Raw genomic sequence first — 16,796 nt, 5'->3', positions numbered from 1 at the left:
CGAGGGCGGAGGAGCCAGTCCATGTCCGAAAGCGCGACCGGTAGCCGGAACGACCAGAGCCAGCAGAACGTGTCGCTGCCCGCGACCATGCCCATCCTGCCCATCAGCGAGGCAGTCATCTTCCCCTACATGATGGTGCCCCTGGTGCTGAGCGACGCCAACCTCATCAAGCTGGCCGACGAGTGCCTCGCGGGCGACAAGATCCTGGGGGCCTTCGCGCAACGCCCCGAGATCGACCTGGACGACGATGAACCGGATCAGGAACCGGTCAGCGACGCCGACCAGATCTACCGCGTGGGCACGGCGGTGCGCATCCAGAAGATGCTGCGCTTCCCCGACGGGAGCATGCGGCTGCTGGGGCAGGGCATCGCGCGCTGCCGCATCGAGGCGATCCTCCAGGACGAGCCCTACATCCGGGCCGCGATCTCGACCGTGCCCGAGGAAGAGGCCGAAGATTCGCAGACCCTGGCCTACATGCGCGGGGTGGCCAACAATTTCCTGAAGATCATCGACGCCAGCGAGAACCTCTCCGACGAGCTCAAGGTCGTGGTGATGAACATCGACGACCCCGGGCGGCTGGCCGACCTCATCGCCACCAATCTCGACATCGACGTGACCGAGAAGCAGGAGATCCTCGAGGAGAGCTCGCCGCGCCGCCGCCTGCAGATCCTCTCCAAGATCGTCATGCGCGAGCTCGACGTCCTCGAACTGGGCCAGCAGTTGCAGACCAAGGTCCGCAAATCCATCGACAAGGACCAGCGCGAGTACTACCTGCGCCAGCAGCTCAAGGCGATCCGCCGCGAACTCGGCGACGAGGACGAGGGCTCGGTGGAACTGGAGGAGCTGCGCGAGCGTCTCGACCAGGCCGACCTGCCCGAGAAGGTGGAGGCCGCCGCCGAGCGCGAGTTCGACCGCCTGTCGCGCATGTCGCCCGGCGCCAGCGAGTACACCGTCAGCAAGACCTACCTCGACTGGATCCTGGATCTGCCCTGGAAGGTGGCCAGCGAGGACAAGATCGACCTCAAGCACGCCGAGGAGATCCTCGAGCGCGATCATTACGGCCTGGAGGACGTGAAGGAACGCATCCTCGAATTCCTCTCGGTGCGCAAGCTGAAGGGCGACCATCGCGGCCCGATCCTGTGCCTGCAGGGACCGCCCGGGGTGGGCAAGACCTCGCTGGGCCGCAGCATCGCCGAGGCCGTGGGCCGCAAGTTCTTCCGCTTCTCCCTGGGCGGCATGCGCGACGAGGCCGAGATCCGCGGCCACCGCCGCACCTACGTCGGCGCCATGCCCGGCCGGATCATCTCGGGCATCAAGGAGTGCGGCACCAACAACCCGCTGATCATGCTCGACGAGATCGACAAGCTCGGCCAGGATTTCCGCGGCGACCCGGCCAGCGCGCTGCTCGAGGTTCTCGATCCCGAGCAGAACAGCGACTTCACCGACCACTACCTGTCGCTGGCCTTCGACCTCTCCAAGGTGATGTTCATCACCACCGCCAACATGCTCGACACCATCCCGCGGCCGCTGCTCGACCGCATGGAGATGATCCAGCTACCGGGCTACACCAACCTGGAGAAGCTCCAGATCGCCAAGCGCTACCTGGTGCCGCGGCAGGTGGACGAGAACGGACTGACCCGGAAGAAGATCCGCTTCACCGACGCCGGACTCATGCACATCATCGAGGGCCACACCCGCGAGGCGGGCGTGCGTGAACTCGAACGGCGCATCGGCGCGGTCTGCCGCAAGGCCGCGCGCAAGGTCGCCCGCGGCGGCCGCAAGGCGCACGCCATCAACGCCAAGAGCCTGCCCGACTATCTGGGCCCGCCGACCTACACCGGCGACCAGCTCCGCAAGCGGGCGGGCGTCGGAGTGATCACGGGGCTGGCCTGGACCCCGGTGGGCGGGAAGATCCTCTACATCGAGGGGCTGACCATTCCCGGGGGCAACGGTTCGCTCAAGCTCACCGGCCAGCTGGGCAAGGTCATGCAGGAATCGGCGAGTGCGGCGTTCAGCCTGCTGCGCAACCGTTTCGGCGACGATGAGGATTTCGCCGAATTCTTCAAACACGACGTGCACATCCACGTGCCCGCCGGCGCCATTCCCAAGGATGGCCCATCGGCGGGGATCGCCATGGCCACCGTGCTGCTCTCGCTGCTGCTCGGCCGGCCCGTGGATCGCCGCACCGCCATGACCGGCGAGATCACCCTGACCGGACAGGTCCTGGCCATCGGCGGCCTGCTCGAGAAGGTGCTGGCAGCCCATCGGGTGGGGATCCGGCGCGTGATCATTCCCGCGACCAACGCCACCGACCTCGACGCCATTCCCGACGAGGTTCGCGAGGTGGTGGAGTTCGTCCCGGTCAGCCATGTCGATCAGGTCTGGGAGACGGTGTTCCCGGAGGCCTTCTAGCCCCGGGAACGAGGGACCCACGGAAGGGACGCCCGTGCTCGAGAAACTCAAGCAGACCCTGCGCGGTCGCAAGGATACCGGCCCTTTCCGGGTGCCCGGGCAGATCCATGACGGGTCACGGCTGCTGGCCATGGCCACGCCGGATCTCTCCCAGCTGCTCTTCCACGTGCCGCTCTTGACCGCGATCCGACGGAACTGGCCGGGGGCCAGCATCGACTTCCTGGTCCCCGAGCCGTTCGCACCCCTGGTGGTGCCCAGCGGGCTGGCGCGCCAGGTCCTGGTCTACGGCGAGAAGCAGCTCACGGGCTGGAAGCCGGCGTTCCGCAACCTTCAGCGCAGCCTGGCTGGCGCCGGCTACAACGTGAGCCTGGTGCTCTCCCAGGATCCCGCCCCCAGCCTGGAAGGGCTGGGTCTCGCCTGCGGCGCCGCCCTGCGCTACGGACCGTCGCACGACGGGGCCTGGCCGGCGGTGAACCTGGAACTGCGCCGTCACGACGAGGCTCCCGGCTACGCCGGCGACCGCATCCGCAGCCTCGCGCCCTTCCTGGGACTGGAGGCGGGGCTGCTCCACCCGTCGTGGCCCCTGCCCACGGACAAGCTGCGCCAGGTCGCCCAGCTGGTGCACTTCAACAAGCCGCGGCCCGAGGAACTGCTCATCGGGATCGACCCTGGTCCCGACAAGTCCGGCCGCGCGCTCTCGAGCAAGAACCTGTCGTTCCTGGTGCAACAACTCAAGTCCCAGCTGCCCTGCCGGATCCTGCCGCTGGGCACCAACGAGGGCGAGGATCGCCTGCGCCAGTTCGAGCAGGAGCTGTCCTCGCCCGTGCCCCCCGCCTTCAATCGCGACACCCTGCTGGAGACCATCCTGCTGCTCTGCCAGTGCGACCTCTTCCTCGCCGGCAACACCGATCTCTTCCACCTGGCCGTAGCCGAGGGCGTGCCCACCATCGGCCTCTTCGGCGGCCACGTCGAGCAGCGCTGGCATCCCGTGAGCCGTCGTCGCTGCCAGATCCTGCCCGTGGCCAAGGGCGAGAAGGTCGACATCGCCACGCTCATGGAAGCAGTGGACGCCGTGCGCCGGACCGAGGCCGTCAGGCCGCCCGCCGACCTTCCCCACGACGGCCCTGCCAACGGGCCATTGCCCGCACCGGGAACGTGATGGACGTGCCCGCGCAGGTGGGCCGTGTGCTGGTGGCCCTGCCCAACTGGCTGGGCGATCTGGTCATGGCCACGCCCCTGCTGGATCTGTTGAACGACGCCCGCGACGCCCGCGGGCATTGCCTGGAGGTCCACGGCTGCGTCCGGCGTCGCTGGGCCCCCCTGCTCGTCCGGGATCCCCGCCTGGCAGGTCTGGTGCCGTATGAGCGCACGGGCCGACACGCCGGCTGGCGGGGGATCGCCTCGCTGGCCGCCGACTGGCGCCAGACCGAAGCCACCGCCGTGCTGCTCTGCCCGCCGTCGCTGCGCATGGGCCTGGTAGCCCGGCTGGCGCGCATTCCGCGACGGATCGGCTATGCCACCGGAGCGCGTGGCCCCTTGCTGACCCTGAGCCTAAGACCCGAACGTTCGCGGGGCCGCTGGCATCACAGCGAGGAGTTGCGGCGTCTGGGACTGGCCCTGCTGGAGGTCCTTGGTTGCGAGCCGGGGTCGACCGGCGAACCGGGACCGCCACGGCTGCCGGGACTGGACGGTCTGGCCGCGACCTCGCTCGGCAGCGGCCCGCCGCTGTGGATCCTGGCCCCGGGAGCCACGTTCGGTCCGGCCAAGACCTGGCCCGTGGCGCGCGCGGCCGAGTTCGTGCGCCTCGCCGTGGGCAGCGAGGGCGTGCGCCTGGCCATCGTCGGCGATACCGCGACCACCGCATTCCTGAACGAGTTGCGCCAGGCCACGCCGGACCTGCCCTGGCGCCGCGACCTGCTGGGCCCGGCCGGAGCCATCGATCTGGTCGGCGGGACCACCCTGGTCGACCTGGCGTCGTTGCTCAAGGCCAGCCAGGCGTTCGTGGGCAACGACAGCGGGGTCATGCATCTGGCCGCCGCCCTGGACGTGCCCACGCTCGGTCTCTTCGGTTCGAGCAGCGCTGCCTGGACCGCACCGCTAGGTCGCCGGGCGAGGGCCCTGACCGCCACGGGATTCACCTGCCAGCCCTGCTTCCGCAAGACATGCAACCAGGAGGTCTTCTGCCTGGACACCCTCAGCGGCGCCATGGTCCTGGCGCAGCTCCAGGCGCTTCTGGCCGGGTCGGACGAGGAGTGGGCGACGTGAGCCGCTGGCTGTCCGCCCCGGCACCGGGCGCTCCGCCGCCGGGCGCTCCGGCCTTCTTTCTCGACCGGGACGGGGTCCTGATGGTGGAGAAGGATTACCTCTGCGACCCTGCCCTCGTGGAACTGGTGCCCGGTGTGCCGGCAGCCCTGCGCCGGGCGCTCGCGGCGGGCTGGCTGCTGATCGGGGTCTCCAACCAATCCGGCCTGGGTCGCGGCCGATTCACCATGGCCCAGTTCTCCGCGGTCATGACCCGCCTGGATGAGCTGCTGGCCGCGGAGGGTTGTCCGCTGCACGGGTTCTTCTACTGTCCCCACGCGCCCGACGCGGACTGCCGGTGCCGCAAGCCGGCCCAGGGACTGCTCGTCGAGGCTGGCCGTTGCTATCGCTGGGACCCCATGCGGTCCTGGGTCGTGGGGGACAAGGTCTCGGATGTGGATCTGGCGCTGGCCACCGGCCTGCGGCCCGCGCTCGTTCGAACCGGCCATGGGCGCGATCAGGAGGCCCAGCTCGGCGACCGCCAGGGCGTCCTGGTGGCCGACGACCTCCCCGCGGTCGTGGCCCGGGTGCTGGCGAGGGAGGCCCCGTGAGCTGGACCCTGGACGGCCGACCCCTGCAGCGCGTGCTGGTCACCCGACTGCGGTACCTCGGGGACATCGCCATGTCCACGGTGGTGCTCGAGGTCCTGCGCCGGGGCGATGCCGGGCTCGAACTGGGCTTCCTCTGCGAGGCCCAGCACGCGCCCCTGATCGCGGGCCATCCGTTACTGTCGCGCTGTCACGGGCTGAGTGTCCAGCGCCGCGGCGCCGATGCCGCGGCCCGTAGCGGTCCGGACACCGCCACCGCCATCCCGACGGCCCGGGGCACCCTGGGGACCGTGGCGGCGTTGCGGCGCGCTCGTTATGACCTGGCCGTGGACCTCTTCTTCAATCCCCGCAGCGCGTGGCTCCTGCGCCTGGCCTCGATCCGCGCCCGCATCGCCGGGTCGGTCAGCCCGAGCCGTCAACGGCTCTACACCCATCAGGCTCCATCACCTGCGCCTGCAGAGCGACCCGACCTCTTCGCGGTGGCGGGTGGCGTGCTCGGCGAGCATCTCAGCCGGCTGGCGCCGCTGCGTCACTCGGATGGGCGTCCGTTCCTGGATTGGCTGGCCCACACCTACGAGCCGGGCGAGCTGCGCCCGCGCCTGCCACGCCCGGAGCTCACAGGGACCGCGCGCGCCGCGCTGGCCGCTTGCGGTCTCCAGCCCGGCGGGTTCACGCTGCTGGCGCCGGGCGCGACCTGGCCGTCCAAGGAGTGGCCGCTGGCGCACTGGCGCACGCTCATCGGGCAACTGCAGGCCGACGCACCCATGCCGGTGGCCGTGCTCTGTCCGCCGGGTGCGGCAGGCCGGTTCGCCGACCTCGCCGCCGCCATGACGCCCGCCGGTGGCGGCTTGCTCGCGCCCCTGCCCCTCGCAGACGCCCTGGCGGTGACCGCCGCATCCGCGCGCCTGGTCACCGTCGATGGTGGCATCATGCACGCCGCGGTGGCCTACGGGGTGCCGACCCTCGCGCTCTTCGGCCCCACCGATCCCGGACTCTGGTTCCCTTACGCGGGGACCGGTCGCTACCAGGTCCTGGCCATGCGGCCCGCGTGCCATCCTTGCCACCGCCACGTCTGCGACGAGTTCGTCTGCTTGCCGGACCTGCAGCCGGCGCAGGTGGCGACGGCGCTGGCTTCGCTGGACCATGTGGTATGACCGGCGTCGGGACGCCGCGGCCGCGGGGTGGGAACCCCGGCCCTTCCGTGCCTGTTGCCTTGACCATCAAGACGCTGGCCCCCTGTTTCCTGGACCGGGTGGAGGATCGACCATGACGCTGGACCCGCGACGTTCCCTGCTGCTCTGCGGCTTGCTGTTCTGCATCCTGACTGCCGGACCGGCACCGGCCGACGAGCCGCCCGCCCGCCTAGCGGCGCCGCCCTTCGCCGTCGGCGAGAAGCTGGTCTTCTCCATCGACTACGGCCTGGTCAACGCCGGCGAGGGCGTACTCGAGGTGGTCGGGGTCGTGGATTTCCAGGGTCACCCGTGCTACCGCATCGAGAGCACGGCGAGCAGCAACCGCTTCTTCTCGGGGATCTACAAGGTCCGCGACAAGGTCGTCAGCTACATCGACCAGGAAGGCCTGTTCAGCCGCTACTTCATGAAGCGGCTGCGCGAGGGGACCTATCGCAAGACGGTGGAGATCGAGTTCGACCACGAGGCCGCCGTGGCCCGCTACCACGATGGGCGCGAGTTCGAGATCGCCGCCGGCGTCCACGACGTTCTCTCGGCCTTCTACTTCGTGCGCACGCTGGACCTGGAGGTGGGTCGCGACGTATTCTTGTCCGCGCACAGTTCACGCAAGACCTACGACCTGCGCGTGATCGTCCACCGGCAAGAAGCCGTGGAGACCGATTTCGGGACCTTCGACTGCTTCGTGGTGCAGCCGGTGATGGTGGGTGAGGGGCTGTTCAAGCACGAGGGGGACCTCATGATCTACCTCACCACCGACGCGCGCCGGATTCCGGTCCTCATGACCACCAAGCTGCCGGTGGGCAGCATCGCGGCGCACCTGCGCGAGTACGTGCCCGCGCCGGCCGGCGGAGGTGACGGTGACTGACCACCCGGTTTCCGAGAAGACCACCCGCGCCTCGCTGGTCCCGCCGGACGGCTGGCTGGCGTCCGCCCGCACGGCCACCGACTCGCCCGGAGCCCGCTACTTGCTCCTGGTGACCGGGCTGGCGCTGGCGCTGCGGCTGCTGCGGCTGGGGTCCATGTCGCTCTGGATCGACGAGTGGTTCACCTGGGACCTGGTGGCGCCCGGCCGGGGCTACACCTTCCTCGCCCAGATGCTCGATGCCTACCAGGGACCGCTCTACTATGTCGCGGTCTGGCCGCTGCTGCGGCTGCAGGACACGGTCGTCATGCTGCGCCTGCCGGCGGCGCTGGCCGGGACGCTGGCCGTGCCGCTCCTCGGGCTCGTGACCGCCCGGCTCTGGGGGCGGCTGGCCGGACGGCTGGCGGCGCTCTTGCTGGCGCTCAGCCCCTTCGCCGTGTGGTACGCGCAGGAGGGGCGCGGCTACAGCTTCGTGATCCTCTTCGCCATCGCGTCGGCGCTGCCGCTGGTGACCATGCTCCGCCGGGGGCCCGACCCGGCGCGCGCCGGCCTGCTGGCCGTGCTCTGCTTCGCCGGTCTGGCCAGCAATTTCTCCTTCGTGTTCCTGCTGCTGGCCTTCGGCCTGACCGTCCTGATCGTGGCGCCGCCACGGCGCCCGCGCGACTGGCTGCTCTGGAGCCTGGCGCTGGGCGGCGGGGTGGTGCTGGCCGCGCCGTGGCTCTTGAAGGCAGCGGGCATCTGGGAAGTGGGCCGGATGATGCCGGGCGCCAGCACCGGCGAGTCGCTGCGCGGGGAGACCACGTTCAATCTCTGGGCCCTGCCCTTCACCGGCTTCAGCCTGTTCTACGGGTTCAGCCTCGGCCCCTCCCTGGCCGACCTCCACGGTGCCGATCGGCTGGCGGTGGTGAAGGCACACGCGCCGATCATCGGCCTGGGCGCCCTGGTGGCTGCCGCCGTGCTGGTCGCCGGGGCCGGGCGTCTGACCCGGCGGCGCTGGACCATCCTGCTGTGGATCCTGGTGCCCCTGCTGGGCGTGTCGCTGCTGGCCTGGCGCAACATCAAGCCCTTCAACGTGCGCTACACCGTCGCGGCGTTGCCCTGGCTGCTGGCGCTGGCGGCGGCCGGCCTCGCCCGGCTGCCGGGGCGCTGGCGAGCCGGGCTCAGCCTGGCGCTGTGCATGCTCTTCGCCCTGTCCCTGGGCGGCTTCTTCCTCGATGACCAGTATGCCAAGGCCGACCTGCGCGGTGCCGTCGACGCCATCGCGGCGGCTCCCGCGGCCGAGCGCCCCATCCTGGTGCCCGTGGTTGGACCGGTGGTCCGCTACTACTGGCAGGATCGGAGCCCGGTGCTCGGCTGCTGGGACGAACCGGTCATCCGCGACGCGGCCATGGCCGACCAGCTCGTGACCCGTCAGCTGGCCGGCCAGGCGAGCGCCTGGGTGATCTGGGCCCGGTCGTGGGATCTGGATCCCCGGCACCTGCTGCCCGGCGCTCTCGAGAGGGCGGGCAGCCTGGAGCGGCTCTACGAGGGGCCCGGCGTGGCCGTGGATCTCTGGCGTCGCCAGGACGCTGCGGACGCGAGCCGGGGGCTGTCGCCATGAGTGCCGCCGATTTCTTCACCGACCGGGGCGGCTACGACGCCTTCATCGCCGAGGTCAAGGACGGCTACGACCGTCCCGTGGGCCTGGCCTACCGCGTGATCAAGCGCCTGGTCGACATCGTCGGGGCGCTGGTCGGCCTGCTGCTCCTGCTGCCCCTGCTGCCCTTCATCGTGGCCATGATCAAGCTGGAGACCCCGGGCCCGGTCCTGTTCAAGCAGCAGCGGGTGGGGCTGCGGGGGCGCTTCTTCGACTGCTACAAGTTCCGCTCCATGGGCGTGGACGCCGAGGTGCGCAAGCAGGAGCTCGCCCACCTGAACGAGGCCTCGGGCGCCGCGTTCAAGATCAAGGACGATCCCCGTATCACGCGGGTCGGTCGCTGGCTGCGCAGCAGCAGCCTCGACGAGTTTCCCCAGCTCTGGAACGTGCTGCGCGGCGACATGTCCGTGGTGGGACCGCGGCCCCAGATTCCCTCCGAGGTGGCGGACTACACCCCGCAACAGGCCCGCCGGCTGCTGGCCAAGCCCGGCTTGACCTGTCTGTGGCAGGTGTCGGGTCGCAGCCACCTGGATTTCGAGGAGTGGATGGAGCTGGATCAGGAGTACGTGCGCCAGCGTAGCCTCCGCTACGAGATCGGCATCCTGCTGCGCACGCTGCCGGCGGTGATCGAGCGCAAGGGGGCCTACTGAATGAGCGTTCTCGGCCTGGGTACCGACATCGTGCGCATCGCGCGCATCGCCGACCTGGTCGACCGCTACGGCAGCCGGTTCCTCGACCGGGTGTTCCAGCCGGCCGAACAGGCCGTGCTCGAGCGCGCCGCGCCGGCCGCGCGCGCCGCCCTCGCCGCGCGCTGGGCGGCCAAGGAGGCGTTCGTCAAGGCGCTCGGAGCGGGCGCCTCCGGGGTGCCCTATCGCGACGTGGAGGTGGTGCGCGGGGCTGCCGGGGAACCCTCGTTGCGCCTGCATGGCGCCGCGGCCCGGGCCATGGCCGACCTCGGGGCCACCCGGGCGCTGGTCTCGCTCAGCCACGAACACGACCACGCCACGGCCACGGTGATCCTTGTTTGAACCCGATGACCCCCTTGATTTTCCCACAACCGCAGGTTGTCTTGGCTCGGCGGAAAGCCTATGCTACGCTCCCGTCGTCCATCTGCGCGTGCTCGTGGCCATGAGGTGTCAGATACGGTGACCCGGCTCGAATTCCTCCTCATCGACGTCTTCAGCGACCACCCCTTCGGAGGCAGTCGCCTGACGGTGTTTCCCGACTGTTCGGCGCTGTCCCCGGACACCATGCACCATCTTGCCCAGGAGATGGGGTCGGGGGAGACGGCGTTCGTGCTCCAGCGGCCCAGCCCCGGCGGTGGCCGCGCCCGACTGCGCGTCTTCACGCCGCAGGTGGAGATCCCGTTCGCCGGCCACTCGATTCTCGGCGCGGCCTTCGCTCTCGACGAACTCGGGCATCGCGTGCCCCAGGACACCGACGTGCCGCTGGTCTGGGAGATGGAGGCCGGCAGTTTCGAGGTGACCACCTCGGCCAGCGATCGCGGACCGATCTACAGCCTGCGCCACGACACGCCGTCCTTTCTCGGCGAGTACTACCACCGTGGCAAGGTGGCGCGGGCGCTGGGTCTCGAGGAGGGCGATCTGGCCATCACCGGTCTGCCTTGCGAGATCATCTCCACGGGGCTGCCCATCCACGTGGTGCCGGTGGGCTCGCTCGGCGCTGTGAAACGCGCCAGCCTGCGCCGTCGCGAGGCCGACGCCATCGCGCGCGACCTGGGCTTCGGCGACCTCTTCCTCTTCACCTTCGAGACCGAAAACGCCGAGGCGACGGTGCACACCCGCATGTTCGCACCCCATTTCGGCATCCCCGAGGACCCCGCCAGCGGCGCCGCCTACGGGGCGCTGGCCGCGTACCTCGTCAAGCACCGCCTGGCCCGGGCTGGTCAGCGCCTGGCCTTCATCGGCGAACAGGGCCTCGAGATGGGGCGGCCCAGCCGCCTCTTCGTCGAGGCCGCCGTCGTCGAGGGCCGCGCCGTGGACATCCACGTCGGCGGCCACTGCGTTCTGGTCGGCCGCGGCCACATCCAGCTACCCTGAATGCATGCCGAGCGGCGCCGTCGCGCCGCGTAACCTTCACGGAGGAATGCCGATGACCCGACCCGCCGGACTGGCTCCCGAGATGACCGAGATGGTCATCCAGACCCTCAGGCAGGTGGTGGCGCGCGAGCTGCCCGATGCCAAGATCCTGGAGCTGGACGAGCAGGATGTGTTTCCGCTCGAGCTGATCCAGAAGCTGCTCTCGCCCGAGGTGGGCCTGCACCTGATCTTCCTGCCCGAGTCGGCCGGAGGCCTGGGCGGCGGCGCCCGCGACATCTGCAAGGTCAGCGAGGAGATGGCCGCCGCCGACCTCGGCGTGGCCACGGCCTTCCTGGCCATCTGCCTCGGCACCGACCCCATCCTGGTCGGCGGCACCGAGGAGCAGAAGAACGAGTGGCTGCCCAAGATCGCCCAGGGGCTGATCGTGGCCTACGGGGTCACCGAGCCCGAGGCCGGCAGCAACGTTTCGGCGCTCAAGACCACCGCCAACCCCATCACCGACGAGGCGGGCAACGTCACCGGCTACCGGCTCAACGGCGCCAAGCAGTGGATCACCAACGGCGGCGTGGCCGACCTCTTCACCATCCTGGCCAAGGCGCCGGGCGGCCCCACCTTCTTCATCGTGGAGAAGGGCACGCCTGGCCTCTCGGCGGGCAAGAAGGAGGAGAAGCACGGCATCCGCGCCTCCAACACCGCCTCGGTCATCCTCGAGGACGTCGACGTCCCGGCCAGCCAGCTCGTGGGCGGCGTCGAAGGGGAGGGCCTCAAGCAGGCGAATGCGGTGTTCGGGTACACGCGGCTGATGGTGGGCTCCTTCGGCCTGGGCGGCGGCCAGGGCGCGCTCGACCGCGCGCTCCGTTACGCCCGCGAGCGCATCCAGTTCGGTACGCCGCTGGTGGAGAAGGAGGGCTACCTTCTCAAGCTCATCGCCCCGCACTGGGTCGACCTCGCCGCGGGCCGCGCCTATGCCGATGACGTCGCGCTGCGCATCGATGCGGGCGAGCACGCGCTGCAGGTCGAGGGGTCGGTGGCCAAGCTCTGGTGCACCGAGGCCGGCAACCGCGCCGCCGACGCGGCGATCCAGGCGCTGGGCGGTTATGGCTACAGCCGCGAGTACATGGTGGAGAAGATGCGCCGCGACGTGCGCATCACCTCGATCTACGAGGGCACCAGCGAGATCCAGCAGAACATCATCGGGGTGTTCCGCTGGAAGGAGACCGTACGCAGCAAGGGGGCGTTCTACGAGGCCATGGCCCAGGCCTGCCAGGAGGCCCACGACCAGGATGGCGACTGCGGCTGCGATCTGGTCGCGGTGGCCCTGCGCGGGCTCAACGCGGTGGTCCTGGACGCTCACCAGACCAAGGTGATCCGTCACCAGCTCGCCCAGTTCGTCCTGGCCGACGTCATGACGCGCTGCGAGGTGGCCGCCTCGCTGGCGCAGAAGGCCGTGCGCCTCGGCCGCGAGGCTCACGCCGATGGCGAGCTCTTCGCCGCCGCGAGTCGCTATTTCGCCCGGCTGACGGTGAAGGAGGTGGCCGAGGCGGCGCGCCTGGTGACCGCTGGTTTCGCCGAACGCGGCGACCTCGCGGCCTCCGACAAGAGCTGCAAGCTGGCCCAGTCGGTTTGCGATCAGGTACACGAGGGCGCCATGGCCGGTCAGTGGACCGACCTGGCCCGGGTTGGTGAGCTGTTGAAGCAACGCGACTGACCATGAACCGGGACGCCGTCAGCCTCCCGGCCGGCCTCTCCGAGGACGACGACCGCTACCTGGCGCGGTTGGCCCGTGGGATCGTATCCCGCGGGCTGGCCGCGCCGGCGATTCTCGCCCTGGAGTGCCTGCGTCCCACGGCGTTCCTCGGTGGGCAAGCCATGCGTTTGCTCTCTCCGTTCATCCAGCTCGCCAGCGACGGTCGCGACTGGGATCGGCTCGCCCAGCTCCTGGAGGTGCGCGGCTCGGTGGAGCGCCTGCTGGCGCACCTCGAGGCCGTGCCCGAGGCGCTGGCCCGCGAGCGTGCGCAATCGCGTCCCGACGACGCCGCCTACGTGGTGATCGATTGCGGCTCGACCACCACCAAGGCCGTCCTGCTGACCCGCCGGGGCGGTGCCTACCGCCTCGTCGGCCACGCCGAGGCGCCTACCACCGTGGAGGCGCCCATCGAGGATGTCATGGTGGGTGTCCGCAGCGCGCTCGGGCTGCTGCAGGAACAGACCGGACATCCTATCCTCCGCGACGAGGTCGAACTCGCGCTGGTTCCGGCGCAGGGGCCCGACCACGGCGTGGGCGCGTTGCTGGCCACCAGCAGCGCCGGCGGCGGTTTGCAGATGGTGGTCATGGGGCTGGTCCGCACCATGACCGCGGCCAGTGCCGAACGGGCGGCGCTGGGCGCCGGCGCCATCGTCACCGAGGTCCTGGCCTGGAACGATGCGGAACCCGAGGCCGAACGCCTCGATCGCCTGCGCCGGTGCCGACCGGACATGGTGTTGCTGGCCGGGGGTACCGACGGGGGCGCCACGGCCCAGGTGGTGGCGCTGGCCGAGCAGCTGGCCGCCGCCGGCCTGCAGTCGCGCTGGGGCGATGGCAAGCTGCCGGTGGTGTTCGCGGGCAATCGCGAGGCTGCCGAGGCCGTGGTCGCCGCGCTCGACGGTGTGGCCGATGTTGCGGTGGCGGCCAACCTCCGCCCCGATCTGGAATCCGAACAGCTGGGCCCGGTGCGGCGGGCGCTCCACGACGTGTTCCTGCGGCACGTCATGGCGCGCGCTCCGGGGTATCCGGCGCTGCAGCGCCACTGCACCGCGCCGGTCCTGCCCACCCCCGCCGGCTTCGGCGAGGCGCTCGATCTGCTGGCCGAAGGACAGGGGGGCGACGCGGTGGCCGTGGACCTCGGCGGGGCGACCTGCGACGTCTTCAGCGTGCGCGAGGGACGGGTGTACCGCAGCGTCTCGGCCAACGTGGGCCTGAGCTACAGCCTGGGCGCGGTCTGCCACCGCGCGGGCTGGGCCAACGTGGCGCGCTGGCTGCCCTTCGCCATCACCGAGGAGGACCTGCGCGACCGGGTCCGCAACAAGATGCTCCGGCCGACCACCGTGCCCCAGACTCCCGAGGATCTCCTGCTCGAGCAGGCGGCGTCCCGCGAGGCCCTGCGCCTGGCGCTGGCCGACCACGACCTGGCGCTGCAGCCCCTGCGCGGTGGTCGCGGTCAACCCACGGGAGTGGAGGCCCTGGCTGCGGAGGCGGAGGACCCGGTCGGAGTGCACTGGCCTGCGGTGCGGCTGTTGCTCGGGTCGGGTGGCCCGCTGGCGCATGCGCCGCGCCGCCTGCAGGCGGCGGCCATGCTCATCGATGCCTGCCGGCCCCAGGGGCTGACCGAACTGGCGGTGGACTCGGTGTTCGTGCTGCCGCACCTCGGTGCGCTGCGACAGGTCGATGCGGCGGCGGCGGCGGCCGTGCTCGACGCCGATGCCATGGTGATGCTGGGCTCCTGCCTGGCTCCCGTGGCCGGAACCCGCGGCGAACCCGAGGGTCGGCTGGCCGAGGTGGTGCTGATCGATCCGCAGCGCGAGGAGCGGGTGGCGACGCATGTGCTGCACCGTGGCGAACTGGTCCGCCTGCCGATCGCGACCGATCAGGTCCTGCGCCTGGAAGTGAATCCGGCCGGGGAATGCGACTTCGGGGCCGGCCCCGGCCAGCGGGTCAACGCCATGGTGCGTGGTGGACCGGCGGGACTGGTCCTCGACGGTCGCCATCGCGATCTGGTCTGGCCGACGGCCGAGCTCGCCAGGCGCGAACTGGTGCGCCGCTGGCTCGTCGCCCTCGACGCCTTGCCTGCGGGGGTGTCGGCATGAGCGTGGGCCGGGCCGGACCCTTCCTGCAGCGCCAAGCCGTGCTCCACCGACGCCGCCTGCTGCCCGTGCCCGGTGAGGTCCTCCTCGAGGTGGGCGATCGGGTGGCTGGCGATACCGTGGTGGCCAGGGCGCCGGGCCGGGGTCGCCTGCACACCATCAACGCCGCCAGGATCCTGGACATCCTGCCTGCCGAGGTGCCCGGAGCCATGCTGGTCGCGGTGGGCGATCAGGTGGCGGCGGCACAGCCGCTGGCCCGGTCGCGGGGCCTGTTCGGCTTTCTCGCCGCGGTGTGCCGGGCGCCGGTGTCGGGCCAGGTGGCCGCCATCTCGCCGCACACCGGACGCATCCTGCTGGAGGAACCGGCCGCACCGATTGAGGTGCGCGCCTTCCTGCCCGGCATCGTCACCGAGGTGCTGCCGGATCGTGGCGTGGTGGTGGCGGGCTGGGCGGGGCGCGTGGCCGGAGTCTTCGGGGTGGGTGGCGAACGGCGTGGTCCGCTCTTACCGGTGGTGCGGCGGCCGGGGACGGTCCTCGAGGGCGCCATGCTCGATTCCGGCGTGGCGGGGAAGGTCCTGGTCGCCGGCTCGCTGGCCACCGCCAGCGCCCTGCAGCGGGCCACTGAGCTGGGTGCGGTGGGCATGATCGCCGGCGGGGTCCACGACCTGGACCTGCAGGCCTGGCTCGGCCAGTCGCTGGTCCTCGCCGATACCACGGGCCTGATCGCGCCCCTGACCCTGGTGGTCGTGGGTGGCTTCGGGCGCACGCCCATGGATCCCGAGACCTTCGCCCTGCTGCTCGAGCACACGGGGCAGGAGGTCGGCCTCACGGGGCAGACCCGGGTGCGCGCCGGGGCCCTGCGCCCCGAACTCATCATTCCACTGGCTGCCGATCCCGAGACAGCGGCGTCCATCACCCCGCCGCCGCCGCTGGCCGTGGGCAGCCGGGTGCAGATCGTGCGCGCGCCATGGTTCGGCCAGCGCGGTCTGGTGGGGCGGCTGCCTGGCGAAATGCGGCAGGTCGAGAGCGAGGCGCAACTCCTGGTGGCCGAGGTCGACCTGGAGGACGGACGCACCGTCACCGTTCCGCGCACGAATCTCGAGGTCCTGTCGGGACCCGGAGAGGGGAAGGACCCATGAGCGGCTGGTGGGATGCGAGCACCTGGAACCTGGCCGTGATCGTGTTCGCCCTGGCCGGCGCACTGGTCTGGGGCGTGCATCGCGCGCGTGGCGGTCGCCTGCCGCAGGTGCGGCGGATCGCCGGGGTGGCCGCCATGGAGGAGGCCGTGGGACGCGCCACGGAACTGGGTCGACCGGTGTTCTACGTGGCCGGCACCCAGGATCTGGACGACGTCCAGACCGTGGCGAGCCTGGGCATTCTCGGGTCCGTGGGCCGCATGACGGCGCGGCACGGCTGCGCGCTGGTCATGCCAACCGACCGCAGCCTGGTGCTGGCCGCCGGACGCGAGGTCCTGCGCGAGAGCTACACCGCCGTGGGTCGGCCCGACAGTTTCAGCCCCGACATGGTCTCCTACATCTCAGACGACCAGTTCGGCTTCGCGGCGCGGGTGGATGGGATGATCGCGCGGCAGCGCCCGGCCGCCTGTTTCTTGCAGGGGGCATTCTATGCCGAATCGCTGCTGCTGGCCGAGGCCGGAGCCCAGGCGGGAGCCGTCCAGGTGGCCGGGACGGCCATGAGCCACCAGCTGCCCTTCCTGGTGGCCGCCTGCGACCACGTGCTCATCGGGGAGGAATTCTTCGCCGCCGAGGCCTATCTCTCGGGCGACCCCGACAAGCTGGGGAGCCTGCGCGGACAGGACCTGATCAAGGATGCGGTGCTGGTGGTGTTGCTCGGCGGCGCCTTGCTGGTGAGCGTGGCGGCCCTGAGCGGCTGGGCGCCGCTGGCAGCGGTCGCCAACGGTCTGCTGAGGTTGTTGCAGCCATGAAG

General features: G+C 70.8%; 14 protein-coding genes. All 14 read left to right on the top strand.

Annotated features, from left to right (window positions below):
- Positions 1-21: 21 nt before the first annotated feature.
- The 14 genes from lon to IFSED24_RS06085 all read left to right on the top strand — a co-directional run bounded on the left by lon (position 22) and on the right by IFSED24_RS06085 (position 16,794).
- Positions 22-2,412, top strand: a complete 2,391-nt coding sequence (lon, locus tag IFSED24_RS06150; protein ID WP_491334338.1) for an endopeptidase La — start codon at positions 22-24, stop codon at positions 2,410-2,412.
- Between the two features lie 34 nt (positions 2,413-2,446).
- Positions 2,447-3,571 (top strand): glycosyltransferase family 9 protein, encoded by a 1,125-nt coding sequence (locus IFSED24_RS06145; protein WP_491334337.1) that lies wholly within the window; start codon positions 2,447-2,449, stop codon positions 3,569-3,571.
- Positions 3,571-4,677 (top strand): glycosyltransferase family 9 protein, encoded by a 1,107-nt coding sequence (locus IFSED24_RS06140; RefSeq protein ID WP_491334336.1) that lies wholly within the window; start codon positions 3,571-3,573, stop codon positions 4,675-4,677. The genes IFSED24_RS06145 and IFSED24_RS06140 overlap by 1 nt, the downstream gene beginning before the upstream one ends.
- Positions 4,674-5,264: a D-glycero-alpha-D-manno-heptose-1,7-bisphosphate 7-phosphatase gene (locus tag IFSED24_RS06135; RefSeq protein ID WP_491334335.1), complete on the top strand. Its 591-nt coding sequence runs from the start codon at positions 4,674-4,676 to the stop codon at positions 5,262-5,264. Before IFSED24_RS06140 ends, IFSED24_RS06135 begins: the two co-directional genes overlap by 4 nt.
- Entirely contained in the window at positions 5,261-6,415 is a 1,155-nt protein-coding gene (locus IFSED24_RS06130) for a glycosyltransferase family 9 protein (protein WP_491334334.1), read from the top strand. Before IFSED24_RS06135 ends, IFSED24_RS06130 begins: the two co-directional genes overlap by 4 nt.
- A 112-nt stretch (positions 6,416-6,527) precedes the next feature.
- A complete protein-coding gene (locus IFSED24_RS06125; protein ID WP_491334333.1) occupies positions 6,528-7,316 on the top strand; it encodes a DUF3108 domain-containing protein in 789 nt (262 codons plus the stop codon).
- Positions 7,309-8,913 carry a hypothetical protein gene (locus tag IFSED24_RS06120; protein ID WP_491334332.1) on the top strand — a complete coding sequence of 535 codons (1,605 nt, stop codon included), beginning with the start codon at positions 7,309-7,311 and terminating at the stop codon, positions 8,911-8,913. The genes IFSED24_RS06125 and IFSED24_RS06120 overlap by 8 nt, the downstream gene beginning before the upstream one ends.
- Positions 8,910-9,599 (top strand): sugar transferase, encoded by a 690-nt coding sequence (locus IFSED24_RS06115; RefSeq protein WP_491334331.1) that lies wholly within the window; start codon positions 8,910-8,912, stop codon positions 9,597-9,599. The genes IFSED24_RS06120 and IFSED24_RS06115 overlap by 4 nt, the downstream gene beginning before the upstream one ends.
- On the top strand, positions 9,600-9,977 hold the full coding sequence (gene acpS, locus IFSED24_RS06110; protein ID WP_491334330.1) for a holo-ACP synthase: 378 nt from the start codon (positions 9,600-9,602) through the stop codon (positions 9,975-9,977).
- A 117-nt stretch (positions 9,978-10,094) separates the two neighbouring features.
- Entirely contained in the window at positions 10,095-11,009 is a 915-nt protein-coding gene (locus IFSED24_RS06105; protein WP_491334329.1) for a PhzF family phenazine biosynthesis protein, read from the top strand.
- 52 nt (positions 11,010-11,061) lie between these two features.
- Complete coding sequence (locus tag IFSED24_RS06100) at positions 11,062-12,717, top strand: acyl-CoA dehydrogenase family protein (RefSeq protein WP_491334328.1); 1,656 nt, start codon at positions 11,062-11,064, stop codon at positions 12,715-12,717.
- Positions 12,718-12,719: 2 nt separating this feature from the next.
- Complete coding sequence (locus tag IFSED24_RS06095) at positions 12,720-14,852, top strand: glutamate mutase L (protein ID WP_491334327.1); 2,133 nt, start codon at positions 12,720-12,722, stop codon at positions 14,850-14,852.
- Positions 14,849-15,988: a hypothetical protein gene (locus IFSED24_RS06090; protein ID WP_491334326.1), complete on the top strand. Its 1,140-nt coding sequence runs from the start codon at positions 14,849-14,851 to the stop codon at positions 15,986-15,988. The genes IFSED24_RS06095 and IFSED24_RS06090 overlap by 4 nt, the downstream gene beginning before the upstream one ends.
- Positions 15,985-16,794, top strand: coding sequence for a DUF6754 domain-containing protein (locus IFSED24_RS06085; RefSeq protein ID WP_491334325.1), 810 nt, complete (start codon positions 15,985-15,987; stop codon positions 16,792-16,794). Before IFSED24_RS06090 ends, IFSED24_RS06085 begins: the two co-directional genes overlap by 4 nt.
- Positions 16,795-16,796: the final 2 nt, after the last annotated feature.

This window comes from Candidatus Latescibacter sp. IFSED24 (assembly GCF_058273205.1).
The sequence above is the reverse complement of the archived record's forward strand: the minus strand, read 5'-3'. Positions and strand labels throughout refer to the sequence as shown.